The organism is Bacillus arachidis, from assembly GCF_030285945.1.
GTDB classification, from domain to species: domain Bacteria; phylum Bacillota; class Bacilli; order Bacillales; family Bacillaceae_G; genus Bacillus_A; species Bacillus_A arachidis.
On sequence record NZ_CP127376.1, the window covers coordinates 4,671,286 to 4,692,315 of the forward strand.

Here is a 21,030-nt window from a genome sequence, read left to right on the forward strand (position 1 = left end):
ACCTCCTCAAAAGTCCTTAGTACCAGTAAATTTCTCAATAGTTACATGCCCAACTTGGTTAATGCCTTCCGATTTAGATACCTTCTTCACCGTCAATAACAAAATTTTCATATCAAGAAAAAAAGTCCGATTTTTCACATACCACACATCAAAATCGAATTTTTCTTCCCATGAAATTGCGTTTCTTCCATTCACTTGAGCCCACCCTGTAATTCCTGGTCTTACATTGTGCCGCTTAGCCTGTTCTTCTGTATATAGATCCAAATATTCCATCAATAATGGCCTAGGACCCACCAAACTTAAATCCCCTTTTATAACATTAACTAACTGTGGCAATTCATCCAAACTATATTTTCTAAGAAATTTACCGAACTTAGTAAGTCTTACATTATCAGGCAGCATATTCCCCTCGCTATCTGTCTCATCAGTCATAGTTCTAAACTTATACAGAAAAAAAGGCTTACCATGTAATCCTGGACGTTGTTGCTTAAATAGGATAGGGGAACCTAACTTAAATCTAACTAAAACTGCTACTATTATAATAAGAAATGAAATCAACATCGATAATGACAAAGAAACGAACAAATCAAAAAGCCTTTTCATAAGTAATTATACTCCTATCGAAAATTTTTTGAGGCGCTTCCTACAGAACGAGGCTATAACCTTCCAACTACCTTTAGGGAATTCTTCTAATTCAACCATACTCTTGTATAAAATGAAATCAATTCGTAACTTACATTCTGCTATGAACTTCATTTAGTATGTTATAAATACATTTCCCCGTTCTCTGAAGATCAGACGCCTAAACTCAATAATAAAATTGCTATATTTTTATACAAATATAGCGGTTTTTTTCTTTCCATATTCAGTTGATGATAGTATTATCTATCAATCTAGTGGCTGTGCTTATATCACTAGATACATTATTGAATACACATTTGACTACAGTCATCGCCTTTTCCCTAGTTAACCAATGTAAACTAAGAAGAGTGTCTTCTAAATAGCTGTGCGTAATGATAGAAACAGCAGGATTATCAGTCTTCCTAATAACAGAATTTAGAAATGTGTTACAACTATGAACAATATTCCCTTCGAAGTTTATACCAACATTTTGAAACAAACAATTATCCGCATTAATTTTCCGCGTATATTGGGCATTATTGGAACCAAAAGATATATCCCCACCTATTCTGCTTGTTTTTGCTCTTATAAATTTACCGTTACTAAGGTTACAACATTCCAAATCTGCGGCCCCTTCTATTAAAATGAGACCTTCTATAGCAATAGGGCGACCACCATAATTAGCAGGTGGCTTAATATTAACATCATAATTCTTGACGGTAATATTCTTAATGACTCCACCTGTCAAAAGCACTGAAAAGTTTTGTGTTACCGCATTATCACTTCGCCACTCTCTTTCAACTGTGATGTCCGAAATATAGCATCTGCCATAATCATACCTGCTTATATTAAATCCAACTTTTCCAGCGTCAGTTATCACCACTGGTGGTCCATTCAATGTTTCAGATACTCGAAAACTTGTTGCCGTTACGTTAATCGTATAGTAGAGTTTATCCACACTAATTCCAGTAGGCACTTTGCCAACCCATTGTTCAAAACATATTTTCGCACCATTCCCCATTCCATGTGGAGTACTATAGGAAAACATGCCATTGGCGACATTTACAGTAGGGCTGCCAAAATATCCATAGATGCTTGAACCGTAAAATAAACCATTTTTTATCTGGCAATTTTGAATGACGGCTCCTCGGATATCCTGCAGTTTGATATTACCGTTATTACATATAGCCCCATTGACAAAATTATCCCCTTTCACAACGAGTTCACATCCAATGAAAGTGTTGTGAATGTATTTGACATACCAGTTATTCTGATAAGAACTAATTCCCCCTATGTTATATCCTTCAAATATATTATTTTCCAAAACTATATGAATGCCGTCTGCATTTACAAAATGTCCACGAGCATTATTAGAAATATAGTTATTATAAATATAAATTCTAGTATTCAATTCAAACCCCGATTGATTCAGTTCAGGTCGCCATGTCGGTATGTTACTTTCAGACCACATGGATTCGATATCTATTCCGAACATCGGGGCAATGCCATCGGTTGTAATGCCGTCATCAGCTTTACCAATTGAATAAATTTTATTTTCAAAAATATAAGTGTCATTTGAACCACCGAGAGTAATCCCTTGCCTTCTGCAGTTATGAATATCACAGTTATGAATGTAAATATGCGAACCCATCTGTTCCTGTGTATAATCAGCTGGATTAATCTTATATTCTAACCAGCCTGTTGAAATAGCATCCCCTGTACAATTGCTTATTTCTACACAATCTATCTCCACAAAGTTTGAGCCCCTTATTTCTATTCCTTGTCCCCACTCATGAGTGTAATTCTGGCTGTCCACTTTTGCATTTATTTTTGCAATTTGGGCATCGCTTAAAGGTGAAGACGTAATATCAATAACAAAAATCATTTTATTAGCATCTTCTATTGGAGCAAACCAACCTCTTCCAGTCGAAGATGCAGGAGCAAATTGACCGTTTGTTCTAGAACCGACTAGCGTGCCAATTGCAACAGTATCTTTATATTGATAAAAACTGTATGCTGTGGTGTTTATTCCAGGGATAGACCACAGTCTAAAAGCTTTAAGGAGCCCAGGATTCTCATATCTGTCCACTATTTCACTACGGATAAAATTGGGATTATTATTCAATGAACCGTCAGTATTCACTCCTCCTCTTACAAATTTCACACCTATTTCGTAAATATGTGTTTTTTTATCTCCGACTATTTTCCCACCAGAAATTTTCACATTTTTAACTCCCTTAATATCAAATACTCGATACCAAGGTGACGAATTAGTTTCCAGTTGTAAGACACACTCTCCCGACATTTCAAAATGTAAGCCGCTTGGTATGGCAATACACGAGAATGATGTATTGTCAATTTTCAACTTATATATGCCGCTCGGTAGTATAACATGATTGTATCCTTGGGACTTAGCCCAAACCAAAGCATCATTTATCCCCTTTGTAGTGGCAACAGAATTGGTACCATCGTTTTTAATATTCCATCTTACCAATTCTAATATATATGAATTTGAAACGCCCTCTGCATTTGAAACTGGTACCTTTTTTGGAGACCAGTGTGCTTTTGGGCCATCATAAGTTAATACATCACCATGAGTAGGAGATGCTGTTGTTACATCTACATCATTAAGGTCCCCAAGATTCGCATTTAAGTTTACGTCCATATTCCCACTTCCTTTTTTTCTATATATTATGCTTCTATAGCTTAAATAGATTGGGTATATGAACTCTAACAATAAAAAGGATCCTTTCATTCCGTAGCTTATAGCTCTTGAATTTTCCCCTTAAAACACGTGTTAATAGCATATAACAACACTTTGATTCGAATTAGGAGGGAATCCCCTTATTTAACTTAAATTTTTTTAATAACTTTTGTGAAATCCCTCTAATAATCCCAAATAAATATTTAAATTCAGTTGTTTTATGAAAAATCAATATATAAATCACATTAGGAACTATGATACATATGATTCCCTTTAACAATAACTCCAAGAAATTGCTTGATAACGTGAAATTGCTCGCAAAACTTGTAATAAAATACGTTCCTATACCTATTGCTGCGTAGTAGGCGTATTTTAAGAAATAATCCATTACAGGCCTATTAAATACATTTTTGTATACTAAATAAGGGGTAAGCCAGAAAGGAACAGTAATCACACTTACAAGGGTACCAAGAAATACACCCATTATCCCCAGATATTTAACTAGTACGATAGAAAAAGCTAGGTTGACAGCAGCTTGAACCAAAGGTGCATATCTATCCTCATGAAAAACACCCGCTGTAGTTTTCACAGTTGTTATGGAATTCCTCATGCCTCTTTCATAAAAAATAATTACTAATACAAACAACACACTTTTACTCATAAGATACTCTGATCCAATCCATAAAGTGATAAAGGGCTCCATTATAATACATAATAATATAGAGAAGAATGAGTATAACCAAAAATTCAAAAGCATATAGATCTTATACACACTATAAACCTTGTCTATACTTTCTTTTGCTACTAAATTCCCTACACTATGGTATGTATTATTAAAAATTTGATAAGTAAAATTCCTACAAATGTCTATTAACATATTGTAGTTAGAATACAGTCCAACTGCTGCTACACTAATAAATGAAGATATGATAATGTTATCGGTACCTAATACTAAGTAATTTCCTATGTTTTGCAACACAATTGCTTTCACATTCTTAACAATTTTATCTTTAGTTTCAGCATCTAATACACCCGAAACTTTATCTTTTAAAAACGGGTACATCCTGTTGACTATGATTGCCAAAGCAATGCTAGTAGTAACTGTTATCATACTGTCGATAACTAAATATAAAATATAATTTTTTGTAAAGTGAAGTATTCCAATTTTGAGACAAGCAGATGCAATTGAAGATATGGAATATATTCCTGTTACAATATACCCCTTCTGAGAAACACTTAAAAACGAATTCTTATGCATGTACAGATAAGGAGCAACTGTATTGAATAAAAATATAAGGTAAATCCAATGAATATTTTCAACATTCGAATCTTTAATAAAGTATCCAAGAAACGGCATTAAGGACAAACCGAGTAACAAGACAATCAAGGCAATTACCATATATGCTTTCCGATACAATCTCATAAGTATGTTGATTTTTTCTTGATCATTTTCTGCGACCGGCTTATAAAGACTGTACATTATACTAGCACCTATTCCTGCCTCCGCTAACGAAAGCATAGAAAGTATATTAGTAAGAAATCCATTTATACCTAGATATTCAATGCCCAGATTATTGATAAATACGGTTCTTGAAATAAAGCTTAAAGATGTGACAATGATTTGATTTCCGATTCCAGCAGATATATTAATTAGGGAATTTTTTACTCTCATATTAAAACCTTCTTGATATAGATTTTTTACATGTAGCCAACAAGATAGCTGATATTAAAGTAAACGAATGAATCCCCAAATGCTCTGCGGCTTTCTTTACATTTAAATTAGACTTAACAAAATCATAATATAAATTATAATAGGATAATTTCCCTTTCAGGCCACACTTATAAAATTCAATTTGCTGATTTATGTAATATGCGGTACCTTTCGGACTTTTAGCAAATATATCCCTCATATTTTTTGTTAAACCATCTTCTAAATAATTACATATATATGTTGTCTTATTAAACCATCTTATTTTATAACCTTCATAAGCCATCCGATTCCATACCGTAGCCTCTGTCATAAATTTTTCCCCTTCAAACTCATGAAACTTGTATTTCCTTAGTATATCGGTATAAAAGGCTTCAGCTTTATCTCCTGTTATATTGTATTTATTCCGTTCAAGTGAAGTTGCATCAACATATTCACCTTTAAACGTTGTTCCTAAAAACTCCTTACTGCTCCCTCCCCTATTACCAGAAACACCACAAAATAATTTTTTATCCTCCAAACTATTTTCCCATTCTACTATACTTTCTAATGCATCCTCCGTAACATGATCATCGGAATCTACGATAAAAAACATTTCTCCTTCAGCCAAATCAACACCCTTGTTAATTGCTCTATGTTTTCCTCCATTTTCAACTTTATAGTATCGTATGGAAAATGAATTTTCTTCTAATTTCCACACTTTAAATAATTCCTCTGTATTATCACTTGATCCATCATCAATGACTAACCATTCAAAATTTCTATACGTTTGCTCCTGTAATGATCTGTATAATTTCTCTATAATATATCCTCTGTTATACGTTGGGGTGAATACTGTTATTCTCATTTATAATCATCCTTTGTATGAACCTTGCTTACTTCTCATATAATCTATTACTTTCACCTTTTTATTCCATTTCCCCATAAAAAAAGCACCACAGATTTTACTCTACTGGCGGGAAATCATGTCTTACTTTATTCAACCAAAATTATTAACTTCCTAACATATCCATCTAATTTGTAAAAACCTATCTTATACATTATTTATACTTAATTTTTATTTAAATATAAATTAATGCTCCTCATACAAAATCCTTGGGTAAAAGGCAGAATATTAAACAATGTAGAATATACTCCTATATCCTTTGTATCTCCTTGGGAAAATTCAACTGCCCCATCTTTTCTTGTAACTTGCATTAAATAATGCATAGCTCTCTCTACACTATCCATGCATTCACTTGAAATTTCATCTATCTTTGAAGCATTTAACATAAACCATCCAAGTGTAGCTGTAGCAGAAGAATCAGGCCTACTCTCATTTCTAGTTACAGTCCAATTCCAACTTCCATTATCTTGTTGAAAACTCATTGCAGTTTTCGCAAACCTTTTAACACTCTCCTCAAGTGATACTTTATATTTACTATCTTGGGGCAATTCATTCCAAGCATCTATAAGACCAATAGCAAACCAACCAAGACCTCTTCCCCATCCATATAATCCAAGAGGGACTTTATTCTCTATCTTGTAGACATGGCATGGTAGCGAATGTTTATGTAACATTCCGTACTTTTCATACTCCCTAATTTGTTTCACTGCTAAATCTATACATTCTTCCTCGTTATATCTAGTACCATAACAAACTAAAAAGGGGCATATAAACCCTATAGTATCTACATATCTGTAGCTTTTCATAAACTTCCTATATTCTACTGTGCCGTCCTCACCTATATGATCTTTAATCATTTCCCATGTATAATCTAATGCCTTTTTATATTTGTTTATGTCGATATGATCCAACTTCATAATAGCGTAAGCGAGTATAGCTCCATCTATATGCTTAGGTTTTTCTAGCCATTGACCACTACTATCAAATTTTGAATTCAAAAATTTTTCAATCTCATATTTCATTTCCTTATCATCATTATGTCTTAAATACTCAGATAAACCTAATACTAATGATGCTTCTTGCCAATGTTGTATCGTACTTTTCGTATAATTTCCTTTCAGCATATCTAATACAACTAATCTTGTATTGTCTGTTACTTTTATTTTTGGTGTGTTTAGTAACCACTTAGACCCTTTTTTCGTTATAGTGTTATTCCATATGGATTTATCCTCATATCTCCCCATATGAATTCTCAGTACCCAATCTTTTATTACAGGTACTACATCTATGGTAATAATCATTAAAATAATAAAAATTACAATGCAACTCAAAATTTGAAATATCATCTTTATATTGCCCTTTCAATGTAAAAATAATTTAAATACTTATTTAACATATCCAACAGTACTACCTAATGCTTCTGACATTTTGGTACACATATCTAGCGTGATATTCTCACCTATTGTCCAGCTTTTATCATAACGATGTGCTGTCTCTAGATTTAATTTGTGCCTATTGATATGATCTTTTGTTTTCCCTATAATTTCCGCTGGATTTCCCCCAACAATGTACCCTTCTGGAACTGATTTTGTTACTACACTTCCCGTAGCCACAATAGCATTTTTCCCTATTGTAATCCCAGGCATAATTAAGGCCCTTGCTCCTACAAATACATTGTCTTCTATTTTTATTTTCGCTATTTTTGTATAATCTAAATATCGTTTCGTACTGTCGTCATGTGCAAGGAGATATACTTGGGGGCAAATGTAACATTATCACCTATTTCTATTAGCCAACAATGAGCATAGTCAATTGTACTTCCAGCTAATCCACTACAATTTTTCCCTATCTTCATACCTCTTTGCACACACGCTTCTACTGTTAAATCTTCAAGGGATACAATCCCTAATTTTACCATTAAGGATTTCTTTACCCGACTAAACATAATGGCCTCCAATGGATGTATTATTTAACTTAATAAGTGCTATATTTAACCATTTATTAAGTTATACAAATGATCCACTTCATCTTCTGTCCCCAATTCTTCTTTCTTGAGATTATCGATAAACTTACTTCTTAACTTTTCTTCTTTTATTAATAACTCAAGATGATTTGCCACTGACATAGGGGTCATCTCTGCAATTACTCCATTGATATTATTTCTTATATGATTATTAGCTGTCTCAAAATTAGTAATTAATATTGGCTTTGCCAGTATTTTTGCCTCATCTATAGAAATAGATTTACCTTCATATCTAGATGTTTGAATATATATATCTGCTTGTTTTATGTATGGATATGGATTTTCTTTTACACCTAATAATTTTACCCTTTTCTCCAGTTTTTCTTCCTTTATAATTCTTTCAAGTTCTTCTCTTACGTTGCCTTCTCCAATCAAATACCATGTAAGATCGTACCCTTTTTTTATGAGTATATTAAATGCTTCTAAAGAGATATCTAATCCCTTTTCTTTAGCCAATCTTCCTACCGAAATTAATGATATACTTCTATCGTTCTCTTCTTTAAAATCAACTTTCTCTAATGACATTTTCCTTATCATTCTGGAAGAAACTATATTGTGTATACACTCAATTTTTTTTTCATGTTCAGGAAAATTCTCCTTTAAAATATTTACTAGCTCTTCTGATACAGTCACTATATGATCCAGTTTACCAAAATAAAATTTTTCTTTGCTATAATCAATCCCTAATTTGTTATAATCCGTGTGTATCCATCCAATCTTTTTTTTCGCTTTTACCTTGTCTACACAGAAATATATAGGGTTTTTTTCCTGGAATCCTATAGCTACATCGTATTCCTCATTGATTTTACCTATCGAGTTTGACATGTATTTCCATATTTTTTGTTCAATTATGGCCCCATTTGTTTCTGTCTTAGCCAGATAACCTAATACCCCTCTAGAAAATATCGTTTTAAAATCTCCTATTTTCATTAATTCTGTAAAAGACTTTTTTATGGGCATATCAAAATATTTATATTTTATCGGTTCTGGTAATACAGTGACTTCTTTTGGTAACTTATTTATAAATATTCCTTCATGCTTAAATAAAAATAAATCTACTTTGTATTTAGAATAATCTATAACTTCCAATAAAGAAATTAGGGCTTTTTCAGCCCCACCACAATTTAAATTATTCATTATAAATAATATATTTTTTTTCATGAACTTCACCCATTATAGAATTTCATATAACTTATATATTTCTTCTTCCGTTCCTAATTTCTCTTTCGAAAGGTTACTTACTAATGTTTTCTTTAGTTTTATATCTTTTATAAGTCTCTCAATTCCTTCTGCAATAGCCTCTGGTTTCATGTCTACAATTAATCCATTTATCTCGTTGTCAATTTGATCTTTCGCAGTACTAAAATCAGTAACAAGTATAGGCTTATTCAATATTTTTGCCTCATCAATTGCTATAGATTTCCCTTCAAATTTAGATGTCTGTGCATAAATATCTGCTTGTTTTATATACGGGTAAGGATTAGATTTTAACCCTAACAATTTGAAATTATTTTCTAATTTATTTGCTTTTATCAAATTAGTCAGTTGTTCTCTTTCTTCCCCCTCACCTATAATATTCCACTTTATTTTGTACCCTTTATCTATTAATTTCTTACAGGATTCTATAGCCATTTCAAAGCCTTTTTGATAGTGCAACCTACCTATCGAAAGGATAATAATTTCATTATCTTGCTTAACATAAACATCCTTATTTTCTTGATTAGCCATTTTATGTATCATTGTCGGTGATACAATATTGTAAATAACACTTATTTCATCTTTTTGATTAGGAAATCTATGTTTTAGAATGTTGGCACACTCTTCCGATACTGTAACTATATTGTTTAGCTTTTTGAAGTACAAAGCATCAAAGTTCGAATCCATTCCTAATTTATTATAATCAATGTGTACCCATCCTATTTTTTTATGTGCTTTCACCTTATCTACACAAAAATATGTAGCGGTTTTTTCTAAGAACCCTATAGTAGCATCATACTGTTTCTCAATTTCATTTAAAGACTTAGCAATATATTTCCAGCTGCATTGTTCCTTTATCGATGTATTTTTTCCTATTCTATTCTTCATAGTGAACATACATCTATTATATGCTAGTGATATTTCCCCTTTTAATAAAAATGCTTTGACCGATTTAAACAAAGGTAGAGTAAACGTCTTATATGCTTCTGGTATAGGCAAAATTTGTACATCTTTTGGTACAAATTCCATAAATATACCTTCATGGTTAAACAAAAATAAATCCACATTATATAACTGATAATCTATTTGGGATAGTAAATTTACCAGACTTTTTTCCCCACCACCAGCAGATAGACTAGGCATAATAAATAATAATTTTTTTTTCATAATATAACCTCGATTTACTTAGCTAATTCTTGTAAGTATTCTACCGCTTTATATGACATTCTTTTAATATTAGGCATAGTTTGTTCTAGTTTTCGCTTTAATTGATCTTCTTCTCTTACCATCTCATCGAATTTAGCTTTTAATTTATTACTATTAGATATTTCTTCTATATTTAAGACTAATTTCTCTTCTCCAAATAAGTCTTTAGCTATTCCCTTCGATTTTATACTGTATCCCAATACCATAGTTGGAACACAGTTTGAGTAAGCCGCTATCGTGGCATGTGTTCTAGCTCCTATAAAGAATCGCATCCTAGCTATATAGCCTTTATATTGTATTGCATTTAAATTGTTTGGTAATATAATTACCCTACCTGTATTTTTAAATTCCTCATAATATGTATGCAGAACCTCATAATCATTATTCCCATCCTGCATAACATGCGGTGTGAGGGCAATTGTTGAATCTGTAGTATCTAGTATATGATTAATTAAATCTCTTACCGCAACTTGTGAATCCTTATTTCTATTCCATACAAGTGGACTAAAATTAAGACCTATTGTATTCCCCTCTTGCCATCCTTTAGGTAATTCCAACTCTTCTTTCTCCATGGTAAATGCAGGATCTGCACACAATTTAACATTATTCAGTCCCTTGTTTTTCAACATATTATAGGTAAGGGTTTCACGAGCTAATATTAAATCAAACTGTTTTAAGTCTCCTAACTTTCTCTCCGACATATCCTCTTCACCTATAGAACATCCCCATAACACTAACTTCTTTCCTGCTGCTTTTACTTTTTTATCTATTTCATACAATGCAGGCTGCTCCCCGTAACAATAATTATCTCCGCCTATAGATAAGCATACATCCATATTCTTTATATGTTTAATTATATTATCTTCCATTTTAGCTATTGCATAAGATTCATCATTAAACATTTTTACTTTAAGTAAAGCCATCCACCAATCATATGAGTACTTTGCTATACTCTTAGTAGAACCATCATATATTCCATCTAACTTTGTTATAATCTTATCTGTTTCAGGCTTACTTGATATCAAATATATCTTTGCTTCATCTACCTTTTCTTTTATGATATTAGTAGAGGAACGAACAATAGCCTCACACCCTCTATTCAGACTTCCGCCATGGGCAAACATCATGATTTTCATACTTAAGCTCCCTCACTATTATTTATTTCTGAATCTACTGTAGGCTGTGACGCAATATAGCCCAACCGTTGATTGTCTCTTTATTAAATTTATTATTAGCCGCTCATATCTTCCTAGCTTGCTATAAATTTCACTATAATATATAGGTAGTGCCTCTCTCACATGTTTATTTCGTATCATACTTTTTACGTATTTATACCGCTTACTGAAACTTACATCTTTAGACGGTGTAAAATAAACGTGTATATAGGACATTACACTATTAATAAACTTTATTGATTTTAATTGATCTATTTTTACTTTATTAAATTTATCAGTATATATTTTAGGCAATTCCATAGTATATACTTCTACAGCCCTTTGAAAGTAATCTCTTTTCGATATATTTCTAGTAGCACTACCAGCTACTTCCCTATAGTGATAACCTGCATAATTGATATATTTCATACGGGTTGCAACACTAAAGAATTCAACGTTAAACATTCCATCTTCTCCCAATGCAATTCCATTTGGAAATTTAACGCCATTTTCTTTGATTACATTATTTCGATAAATCTTATTTACAACGGTATTCAAGTTATCTGCCTTCAGAAAATAAGGTAATAATTCTCGATCTATATAATCCCTTTTGAGAACAATATCTATAGGAAATGGATATTTTGTAGTTACCTTATGCCCTTCTGTTTCACTCTCGAAATTTGATATAACTACATCACAATTACTTTCTTTTACTGAATTATATAACACCCTATACATATCTCTTTTTACAGAATCATCAGCATCAACAAATCCAACATATTCCCCAACCGCTAAATGTAAGCCCCTATTTCTAGCAACACTTACACCTTGATTTCTTTGATTGATAAGTATAATCCGGTCATCTAATTCCTTATACTTCTCAATTATTTCTCTGCTGTTATCTGTTGAACCATCATTAATAAATATAAACTCACACTCTTGAAGTGTTTGATTTAAAAGTGACTCTATGCACTGAGTGATATATTTTTCTACGTTATAAACTGGTATTATTACACTTACTTTTTGGCTCATGCCTAATCACACCTTTATGGGAAATCTCTTACGCCACTATCATAAATACACCTCTATTATTATCCCCTATACTTGATGTATGAATTGGTTAGGCGCTTATAAAGTGGAACTTTAATCATTGAGGATTTTCTTCATCCCCCAATAATTATTAGTTGAACCAATCGGGCTTTTACGGGTCGTTGATCCCCCACCTAACTCCTTTGTTTTTGCCGAATTTTGAGGTGGGGGTCTTACTGCCCGTTAATGCGGGATAATTTTATATAACTTATTTAATTCAGCGTTATTACTATAATCTCGATCTCGCAAATTATTGATTAATGTTTTCCTTAGCTCATCATCTCTATATAAATTTTCGATACCTTCGACTAACCCCTCTACACTTGAATCACATATAACGCCTTCAATTCCATCATCCAATTGACTGGCCGCAGTAGGATAATTAGTTATCAATATAGGCTTTTCAAGGATTTTAGCTTCCGTAACCGTAACTGCCTTTCCCTCATATCTGGACGGTTGAACGTATAAATCACATAACTTCATATACGGATATGGATTAGTTTGTTTGCCTAATAGTATAAAACTGTCTTCTAACTGTTGTTCCGTTATCAGTTCTTTAAGGATAGATTCATCCGATCCGTATCCTATCACATACCATTTTATATTATTTAACCCCTTATTATGTAATGCTTTAAGAGCTTGTATAGCAACATCAAACCCTTTCGCATATGACAACCTTCCAACCGATAAAATATTAAAGGTATCGTTACTTTTTTTATTAAAATTCACAGTGCTTTCAGCCATATTTCGAATAAATTGGGGTGAAGTAATATTTTCTATTTGTACAATTTTATTTTTTAGCGATGGATATACAGTTAAAAACGTCTTTGTACATTCGTCTGATATAGATGCTATGTAATCAAATTTATTCCACATAGAAAAATCAATTTTATTATCAATTTCTAGTGTGCTATAATCTGTATGAATCCAAGCAACCTTCCTATCAGCGCTGACATTATCAGCTAAAACATCGTGTGGCCATGCGTAACTAATCGCAACGTCATATTTTTTTTTCTGTTTAGGCAAAAAATATGCTGCATATTTTGACACAAGCTGCATCTGAATATATCCCGAACCTTCCTTTAATTGTCTCTTTTTTGATATTCTGCCTGCCATATACTTACTTATTATTCTTGTGATTACTGCCCCAAAATATCCTCCACGTATACATTGCACAATTGACTTCCTAAAGACGGTATATCCACCTATCTGTGGTAGTACGTTAACTTTATTAGGTACTAGATTTAAGAACTCTCCGCTATGATTAAAAATCAATAAATCTATGTTGTATGTATCATAGTCGAAGCTTTCCAACATATTAATTAGACTTCTCTCTATTCCACCTATCTCCATATCATAGATAGAGATTAAAACATTTTTTTTCATACGCTTCCTCATATTCATGTTTTGTTTTGATGTAAGTAAATGAAAGCAATCGTAGTATGTGAATTCATATGGAATAAACTTTTCATTAGCTGCTTAAACTAGTGCGATCAATACAGATATTCTCTCTTTTATTCACAAATAGCGTATTAGAAGGAATACGCCCTTTTACAACGCTTCCGGCAGCTATTACGGTATTATCGCCTATAATAGTATCCTTCAATATAACTACATTAGAACCAATCCAAACATTCTTCCCTATCTTTACTTCACCTTTTACCAGATGACCATCTGTAGGGTCTTTATAATTATGATCGTGGTCATTAATGCACACATTGGGTCCTATCTTTGTACCTCTTCCAATCGATATTCTATTTACACAGTTGATATTACAGTTATCATTAATAAACACTTTTTCTTCTATATCTAATACTCCGTCAAAATCCAGTCTCATGCTGGCATTCTTTCTTACAAATACAAACTTTCCAATATTAACTTTTGAACGCTTATTAAAGATCTCAATCTTGCTATTTGCTTGGAGAAAAAAGATTGAACACTTTATATTACGAAAATATATTACCTTATAGAAGGCACCTCTTAATGCACCAATTACATGTGAAATATTCATTAGTACAGTAAAGTACAGCCCTCTATTACGGCTTTCTGCAACTATTGTTTGAATAATTTTCTTGAATACATTAATCATGTGTATTCTCCTTAAAACCTTTTTTTCCTATTATGTACTTTCTTAGCCTAGCAATATTATTTCCACCTATTATTTTCGCTAAGATCAATTTTATATTACCCTTGATTCTTACTTTGGGCGGCAACCAACTTTTATAAAAATGATGCATTGCATATGTATTTTCAGTTATAAATTTTCTGCAATTGATATAATCATATGGAGAAAAATAAGTTTGTGGATAAAAGGCCCCCATACCGCTTATTTCTTGATATTCTCCATTTAATTTTAACCCTGCATTTTTTAGTATATTCGTTACAATAGCCACATTGGTTAATTCATCATGGTTTCCATCTTCTTTGATGAACTCTTTCCCTTCATATGAATCCAAAAATGTTTTAATTAACTTATTTCCTTTCATAGCCCCTATAGTACTTGTAGCTATATAATTTTCTTGTTCAAATCCCCAAAATGAATCATGATGAAGCATATTATCAAAAGGTTTAAATACCTCTACATCAGTATCTAAATAAATACCTCCAAACTTATAAAGAACATATACTCTTACATAATCGCTTACAAATGCAAATTTTTTCGCATCATAGGCTTCTTTGACATATAAGTTACATTCTATGTCAAAATTATTTTCATTCCACTCAATAATTTCATATTCTGGGAGGTTCCTCTTCCAGCTATCTATGCATTTTTGTACGATCTCAGGTTTCTCTCCACCACCAAACCAACAATAATGTATGATTGATGGAATTTTCCTCACGTTCTCCAATTGATACACTCTCCCCGATATGCTTAAATTTATACTTAAAAGTAGGGGTTACTTAAAAGTCTATAAAGATATATATTTACTTGTATAAATGATACCTAAACTTATTACATTCTCATAAAAATAATAAATGAGATAACATAATAAAAGTCCGTAATATACGAGCTTCCTATCCTTTTTAGAAAATAATACAACAATCCATGAAATTAAAATTAATTGATATAAACTGAAATAAATGGTAAATCTTGCAAATATCCAATTTTGCGTTGAAATAATCATAAACACTAAACCAATTAAAGACATGTTTACAATGTAATCACTTTTCGGAAAGACTTCTCTTAATTTTTCTCTGCCAAGATATGCAATAACTATTGGCACAGCACTAACTGCAACACGTAATACATTTGCTCCTCCCTCTGCAAAGTTCTTATAGTGTCCATACTGAGTTGATTCTAATGCCGAGAACAAAGCGGATGAGAATTGGTTAAACCCAATTACTATAATGACCGAGAAGAACAGCAATACATACGTATCCCAAGCCCAAGCCTTTCTCCTAACCATAAAATAAATTGGGATTAAGACAAGCGCTGACTTATGAATCATAGCTGCTAAAAGTACAACTAAAATATATTTTTTCCAATTTCCATTAAAAATATATTTCGTGGCCAGAAAGACAATGGATGCTGCTAAAAATTGTCTGATTCCATTCATGGATACCAAATACATTCCACCTGTAATATATACAAATAAAGCTAATTCAAACATTCGGGAGTATTTATAAAGAGTTATTACAATTAATACATTTGTTACTAAAGCGACAAAAAATATCATGATCTGCGGATCTTTTGAGAAATGTTGCAGAAACATCTGTAAAATATCAAATCCAAAATCCCCTGAAAAATCAATATTGCTCCAACTGAATTCATTGTGGGCATAGGAATACATGTAAAAATAAGTATCACCAATATTATTTCTAAGTCCCGATACAATAACAAGAGATGCCATTGCCAAGAAACTAAGCATCTTATTTGGTTGAACCGGAACGATCCCGTTGCTCATGCTCTTTGCAGAATACCTTGCAAAAAAAGATAAAATGTAAACTACAAAAAGGTTTATCCATAATATAGTCATTCCATAACTCCTTCCACACAGCAAACAAGCAAGTAACTTAGACAAGCAAAGACACTGAAAAAATAGATATATTTATACATAAATATATCAACAGATTCATCAGCCAATGATTGCAACCTTAAGCAGCAATTACCCGCATGTCTTTACCTTCCTAATGACGCTTCGAAACGGTTTTATTACTCGTATTCTGTATATAAAGATAGAGAAGAATCCCGAAAGGTATAGCCAAGAGAGTCGTACCCTTACATGGTGATTCTTTAAGAAAAGCATAATTTCTAATCATTAGATTACTCGATACATAATGTATGGATTCTCGAAATCTCTCCTTAAAAGAAGGAGCATACTTCATAGCAACCTTCCTGAAGAATAAAAACCCACGCGGATTTTTCTTATATTGTTTAATCATGTTCATGCTTGAACCATCATCTAAATATTCCACATGGCATAAGACTTCGTTCATAATAAGTAAAGGACATTGTTGATCAATTAAAATATACTTATAACTGAGCGGACAGTACTTTTCTCCTGGAAATATAGGATATGGCAAAGATTTTTTTGTCAATTCCGAACGATAAACTAGTTTCTTATCGCCTCTAACCCCATGAAGACCATACAAACCTGATAGTGTGGAAGCCTGAATATTAGATGGCATTTTTGTTCCAATGATCTCCCCATTCTGCTTCGCATCCAAACCGACTATTCCAGCAAACTTCTTACTTCCATGTGTCTTCCAAAATGAAGCAATCTTTTCAACTGCATCTTCAGCCATATAATCATCCGAGTCTATACAAACATTTAACTCTGTATCAATTAATTCATAAGCGGTATTGTGTGCTCCGTGCATACCTTGATTTTCTTGGTAATGATAACGAATGGGAACGACATCTTCTGCAATCCAAGTATCTATAAGTTCCTTTGTGCTATCAGTAGAGCCATCATCAATAATTAACCAAATAAAATCTTTACATTTTTGTCTCTTTAAACTTTCGTAACATAAATGAAGGGTATATGCACGATTATATGTAGGCGTAAAAATGGTTAAAAGTTGTATCATTGCAACCCCTCCTGCATCAAATTTTTATTATTTATAGGCATGCGCATAATAGTAATCTGTCAGCCAATTTGCCATAGTAGCCGTATCATAGCCCATATTTTGCATTACATTTGTTGTATCCTCATGCTCTAATGATGAGGAAAGAATTGAATCTGCCCATAATTCCGTTGAACTCTTTAAGCTCATGAATTTCATTCGACCAGTCAAGTTAGATTCACTAGTAATTGCATCAGACACCACACAATTTAAACCAGCAGCCTGTGCTTCCACTAGTACAACTGGCAAGCCTTCAAAAAGCGATGGAAATAGAAAAACATCAAATCCTTGCATCAATTGCGGGATATCAGTTCTAGTTCCTAGAAATCTGACTTTAGAAGACAATCCTAAATCAGCGACTTTTTTTTCAATGCTTGCACGTAGAGTACCCTCTCCTATGAGAACCAGTATGGATTCTGGGTTCTTTTTATGTACAGCATGGAAAATATCTATTAAAAATTCATGATTTTTTTGCTTATTGAATCTTCCTATATGCCCGATAACTAACGTATTATCGTTTGCTCCAATTTCTTCTCTTACCTTATTTCTGTTACTTTCGTTATATTTAAATTCTGCAGCATTCACTGCGTTATTTAGAACTTTTACTTCATTAGAGTTTGCTCTTTTCTTCCCAAACAACCATTCCCCTGCTTTTTTTGAACATGCAAAATATGCAGTCGGATTTTCTTTCATTGTGAATCGTGCATATAATCGAAAAGGAAGTTTTATGTCGATACCTAAATCACTTAAATGACTGTGAGCAATACGGCACGGAACACCTGCATTTTTTGCTGCTCTTAATACAAAACTACTGTTCTCATTGATATGGGAATGCACTACTTTATACTCAGGATTAGTAGCAAAGAACTCATTGAGTAATTTAAAGTAACGTCGATAATTTCCAGGGCGTATCTGTGGCATTCGATAAATTTTTCCACCAAGCTCCTCAATTTCATCATCATAATGTCCCTTATCTGTTCTATGTACCATAAAATCAAATTGAATCTTACTACGATCTATTCTTCGATAATAATTCATCAACATAGTTTCAAGCCCGCCACGATTCATGACGGTAACTACTTGAAGTATACGAATAGGTTTCAAGAGTACCACCCCTATCTAATCATCTTTCTGAGTGAATCTATTGCCACTAACATGAAATAATATCCTGCAGTAAATCTGTATTTTACACAAAAGTAAAACGCCTTCCAAACAATCGGAAAGTAATTCATTTCTAATTGTTTAAAAGAACGTTTTATACGATTATCATTCAGTATTTTACTTAATATATTAAATTTTGTTAATGGAGATACACGATTACTTTTACTGATTGTATTCAGACCAAGTCCGAGCGTATTAAGACAAATACGATTATTTAAAGCTAATTGGAAATTCCCTGATAGCCCCTTATCTTTTAAAAATCTCTCGATGATGTCATACAGGTTAAACCATTGGTTCATCAATTCCGATTTGTAATTAGATGTCACCGAAGCCGCATTTGTTTTCCAATAATGATAAAATGGCTCGTTTAAGAAAACAAAATGATCTATATAATAGAACACCTGTATATTAAATAATGAATCCTCATTTGTACCAATATAACTCAAATCCACAAACTGAATAGCATTCTCTTTAATAACCGCAGAACGATAAAGCTTTGACCAAACAGTGCCCCACGCATCTAAGAATTCTGGATTTCCCATTTCTTCATTTATAGGACCGATTAAACGTCTCATTACATTTGCTTTAATTTCTTCGCCTTCATAACAAATTTTTTCAGGAAGATCAAATTTCTTCTCTTTTGAATGACTTCCAAATTCACGAGTATATGTACACATAACAACGTCTGCTTTACCTTGAACTGCTTCCTTATACAAGGTTTCATACATTTCCATGTCTATCCAATCATCCGGATCAACAAACCCAATATATTCCCCGCTCGCAGTTTGTATACCTGCATTTCTTGCTGAAGAAACACCACCATTTTCTTTTTCAATCACTATAATCCTTTTATCTTTCTTTGCATACTCATTAAGTATATTTGCACTCTTATCTGTTGAGCCATCGTTTACCACGATGATTTCGATATCTTCAAGTGTTTGTGATATTAAGCTGTTTAAACATCTTCCTAATAAATTTTCAACATTATAGACAGGAACTATTATACTTACTTTCGGCTTCATCCGTTTCCTCCAGAATATATTTCCCATAAATAGAACTCAATTCCGATTTAACTTGAATAATCGAATATTTATGCATTTTCCGCTTACTTTCAATACCCATTTTTACAAGTAATTCCTTTGACTTGCTCATCTCTACTACTTTTAAAGCAAACACTTGAGTATCTTGATTGGAAATGATATGACCATTTACTTCATCTTCTACAAGCTCCAAATGTCCCCTATTCTCACTTGCAATTATTGGCAATCCACAAGCCATTGCCTCCATAATATTAACCGGTAAACCTTCGCGAAGACTCGATGCAACCGCAATATCGCAGGCTGGTAAAAATTGCGGGATATCATTCCGATAACCAAGAAAGTCCACCATTTCATATACGCCAATTTGTTTGGCCAAGTCTTTACAATCCTCTAGTAAGGGACCGTTTCCAGCTAATAGAAGCTTCGCGTTTGGGACAATATCCTTTATTAAAGCCAATGACCGAATCAAAAATTGTTGATTTTTATTTTTATTAAACTCAGCCGCATAGAACATCAAGAAATCATTAGGTTTATATCCCATCTCACTCCTTATACAAAACTTTTGAATCTCATCAACTGGTTTAAAGTATTCTGTATCTACTCCCACTCCGTGAACCTGTTCAATTTTAACTGCTTTGAAACGCCGCTGAACAGCCAGATTATAATCCTCTTGATTTATTGTTATCAGGCAGTCTGTGTAATTTGCCATTATTTTTTCAATGGGATAATATAATAACCAATTTATAAGCGGGGCACCTTTACAAAAATGGAACCCGTGAGCAGTATATAAAACCTTCGTTCCATATTTCCTAGCATTTCTTGCCGCTAAACGTGTAATCACGCCCCCCATTGGTGTATGGCAATGAATAATTTTGTATCCATTTTCATCAATAATAGCTTTCAATTCTTTATAAGCCTTAATATTTTTGAACTGCAAAGGTGATCTTTGGATAGAAATTTCATACTTCTTATCCACGTAGGGAAGTTTCATGTTGCCAGCAGCAGCAACATGAACTTCCCACCCTTGTTCTTTAAACCATTTCATATACGGCAAGTGAAAAGCTTTAAAATGAAAATCAACTGTTGCACAGAATAATACTTTATTTCTCACATATATCACCCTACACTCGTTATAATCTGTCTAACCAACTTGCACATACTTCATTTTTCTAAA

18 protein-coding genes and 1 pseudogene are annotated in these 21,030 nt (G+C 32.7%); all 19 read right to left on the minus strand.

Annotation, left to right across the window (positions count from 1 at the left end; all coding sequences use genetic code 11):
- Nucleotides 1-6: 6 nt before the first annotated feature.
- Entirely contained in the window at nucleotides 7-603 is a 597-nt protein-coding gene (locus QRY57_RS25775) for a sugar transferase (RefSeq protein ID WP_286016456.1), read from the minus strand.
- A gap of 262 nt (nucleotides 604-865) precedes the next feature.
- Nucleotides 866-3,286, minus strand: coding sequence for a right-handed parallel beta-helix repeat-containing protein (locus QRY57_RS25780; protein WP_286016457.1), 2,421 nt, complete (start codon nucleotides 3,284-3,286; stop codon nucleotides 866-868).
- Nucleotides 3,287-3,449: 163 nt separating this feature from the next.
- A complete protein-coding gene (locus QRY57_RS25785; protein ID WP_286016458.1) occupies nucleotides 3,450-4,997 on the minus strand; it encodes a lipopolysaccharide biosynthesis protein in 1,548 nt (515 codons plus the stop codon).
- Between the two features lies 1 nt (nucleotide 4,998).
- Nucleotides 4,999-5,880 carry a glycosyltransferase family 2 protein gene (locus QRY57_RS25790; protein WP_286016459.1) on the minus strand — a complete coding sequence of 294 codons (882 nt, stop codon included), beginning with the start codon at nucleotides 5,878-5,880 and terminating at the stop codon, nucleotides 4,999-5,001.
- A 203-nt stretch (nucleotides 5,881-6,083) separates the two neighbouring features.
- Nucleotides 6,084-7,265: a glycoside hydrolase family 88 protein gene (locus tag QRY57_RS25795; protein WP_286016460.1), complete on the minus strand. Its 1,182-nt coding sequence runs from the start codon at nucleotides 7,263-7,265 to the stop codon at nucleotides 6,084-6,086.
- 39 nt (nucleotides 7,266-7,304) lie between these two features.
- A pseudogene (locus QRY57_RS25800) lies at nucleotides 7,305-7,568 on the minus strand (acyltransferase); the annotation flags it as partial.
- 62 nt (nucleotides 7,569-7,630) lie between these two features.
- Nucleotides 7,631-7,864: a hypothetical protein gene (locus QRY57_RS25805; protein ID WP_286016462.1), complete on the minus strand. Its 234-nt coding sequence runs from the start codon at nucleotides 7,862-7,864 to the stop codon at nucleotides 7,631-7,633.
- Nucleotides 7,865-7,909: 45 nt separating this feature from the next.
- Nucleotides 7,910-9,103, minus strand: coding sequence for a glycosyltransferase (locus QRY57_RS25810; RefSeq protein ID WP_286016463.1), 1,194 nt, complete (start codon nucleotides 9,101-9,103; stop codon nucleotides 7,910-7,912).
- Nucleotides 9,104-9,115: 12 nt separating this feature from the next.
- Nucleotides 9,116-10,306, minus strand: coding sequence for a glycosyltransferase (locus QRY57_RS25815; RefSeq protein ID WP_286016464.1), 1,191 nt, complete (start codon nucleotides 10,304-10,306; stop codon nucleotides 9,116-9,118).
- 14 nt (nucleotides 10,307-10,320) lie between these two features.
- Entirely contained in the window at nucleotides 10,321-11,481 is a 1,161-nt protein-coding gene (locus QRY57_RS25820; RefSeq protein ID WP_286016465.1) for a polysaccharide pyruvyl transferase family protein, read from the minus strand.
- Between the two features lie 18 nt (nucleotides 11,482-11,499).
- Nucleotides 11,500-12,531 carry a glycosyltransferase gene (locus tag QRY57_RS25825; RefSeq protein WP_286016466.1) on the minus strand — a complete coding sequence of 344 codons (1,032 nt, stop codon included), beginning with the start codon at nucleotides 12,529-12,531 and terminating at the stop codon, nucleotides 11,500-11,502.
- Nucleotides 12,532-12,771: 240 nt separating this feature from the next.
- Nucleotides 12,772-13,974: a glycosyltransferase gene (locus tag QRY57_RS25830; protein WP_208016584.1), complete on the minus strand. Its 1,203-nt coding sequence runs from the start codon at nucleotides 13,972-13,974 to the stop codon at nucleotides 12,772-12,774.
- 85 nt (nucleotides 13,975-14,059) lie between these two features.
- Nucleotides 14,060-14,677 (minus strand): acyltransferase, encoded by a 618-nt coding sequence (locus QRY57_RS25835; RefSeq protein ID WP_286016467.1) that lies wholly within the window; start codon nucleotides 14,675-14,677, stop codon nucleotides 14,060-14,062.
- Nucleotides 14,670-15,437 (minus strand): glycosyltransferase family 32 protein, encoded by a 768-nt coding sequence (locus tag QRY57_RS25840; protein WP_208016586.1) that lies wholly within the window; start codon nucleotides 15,435-15,437, stop codon nucleotides 14,670-14,672. Before QRY57_RS25840 ends, QRY57_RS25835 begins: the two co-directional genes overlap by 8 nt.
- A gap of 60 nt (nucleotides 15,438-15,497) precedes the next feature.
- Nucleotides 15,498-16,565 (minus strand): EpsG family protein, encoded by a 1,068-nt coding sequence (locus tag QRY57_RS25845; protein WP_286016468.1) that lies wholly within the window; start codon nucleotides 16,563-16,565, stop codon nucleotides 15,498-15,500.
- 151 nt (nucleotides 16,566-16,716) lie between these two features.
- On the minus strand, nucleotides 16,717-17,619 hold the full coding sequence (locus tag QRY57_RS25850) for a glycosyltransferase family 2 protein (protein WP_286016469.1): 903 nt from the start codon (nucleotides 17,617-17,619) through the stop codon (nucleotides 16,717-16,719).
- Nucleotides 17,620-17,646: 27 nt separating this feature from the next.
- A complete protein-coding gene (locus QRY57_RS25855; protein WP_286016470.1) occupies nucleotides 17,647-18,759 on the minus strand; it encodes a glycosyltransferase family 1 protein in 1,113 nt (370 codons plus the stop codon).
- 11 nt (nucleotides 18,760-18,770) lie between these two features.
- Nucleotides 18,771-19,838, minus strand: coding sequence for a glycosyltransferase (locus QRY57_RS25860; RefSeq protein WP_208016590.1), 1,068 nt, complete (start codon nucleotides 19,836-19,838; stop codon nucleotides 18,771-18,773).
- Nucleotides 19,801-20,967 (minus strand): glycosyltransferase family 4 protein, encoded by a 1,167-nt coding sequence (locus QRY57_RS25865; protein WP_286016471.1) that lies wholly within the window; start codon nucleotides 20,965-20,967, stop codon nucleotides 19,801-19,803. The genes QRY57_RS25860 and QRY57_RS25865 overlap by 38 nt, the downstream gene beginning before the upstream one ends.
- Nucleotides 20,968-21,030 lie beyond the last annotated feature (63 nt).

Excerpts from the sequence above, each read along its gene's own strand:
- QRY57_RS25815 (WP_286016464.1), bottom strand. The coding sequence starts at position 10,306 with ATGAAAAAAAAATTATTATTTATTATGCCTAGTCTATCTGCTGGTGGT.
- QRY57_RS25860 (WP_208016590.1), bottom strand. The coding sequence starts at position 19,838 with ATGAAGCCGAAAGTAAGTATAATAGTTCCTGTCTATAATGTTGAAAAT.
- QRY57_RS25825 (WP_286016466.1), bottom strand. The coding sequence starts at position 12,531 with ATGAGCCAAAAAGTAAGTGTAATAATACCAGTTTATAACGTAGAAAAA.
- QRY57_RS25790 (WP_286016459.1), bottom strand. The coding sequence starts at position 5,880 with ATGAGAATAACAGTATTCACCCCAACGTATAACAGAGGATATATTATA.
- QRY57_RS25835 (WP_286016467.1), bottom strand. The coding sequence starts at position 14,677 with ATGATTAATGTATTCAAGAAAATTATTCAAACAATAGTTGCAGAAAGC.
- QRY57_RS25780 (WP_286016457.1), bottom strand. The coding sequence starts at position 3,286 with ATGGACGTAAACTTAAATGCGAATCTTGGGGACCTTAATGATGTAGAT.
- QRY57_RS25785 (WP_286016458.1), bottom strand. The coding sequence starts at position 4,997 with ATGAGAGTAAAAAATTCCCTAATTAATATATCTGCTGGAATCGGAAAT.
- QRY57_RS25795 (WP_286016460.1), bottom strand. The coding sequence starts at position 7,265 with ATGATATTTCAAATTTTGAGTTGCATTGTAATTTTTATTATTTTAATG.
- QRY57_RS25850 (WP_286016469.1), bottom strand. The coding sequence starts at position 17,619 with ATGATACAACTTTTAACCATTTTTACGCCTACATATAATCGTGCATAT.
- QRY57_RS25830 (WP_208016584.1), bottom strand. The coding sequence starts at position 13,974 with ATGAAAAAAAATGTTTTAATCTCTATCTATGATATGGAGATAGGTGGA.
- QRY57_RS25805 (WP_286016462.1), bottom strand. The coding sequence starts at position 7,864 with ATGTTTAGTCGGGTAAAGAAATCCTTAATGGTAAAATTAGGGATTGTA.
- QRY57_RS25810 (WP_286016463.1), bottom strand. The coding sequence starts at position 9,103 with ATGAAAAAAAATATATTATTTATAATGAATAATTTAAATTGTGGTGGG.
- QRY57_RS25820 (WP_286016465.1), bottom strand. The coding sequence starts at position 11,481 with ATGAAAATCATGATGTTTGCCCATGGCGGAAGTCTGAATAGAGGGTGT.
- QRY57_RS25775 (WP_286016456.1), bottom strand. The coding sequence starts at position 603 with ATGAAAAGGCTTTTTGATTTGTTCGTTTCTTTGTCATTATCGATGTTG.
- QRY57_RS25845 (WP_286016468.1), bottom strand. The coding sequence starts at position 16,565 with ATGACTATATTATGGATAAACCTTTTTGTAGTTTACATTTTATCTTTT.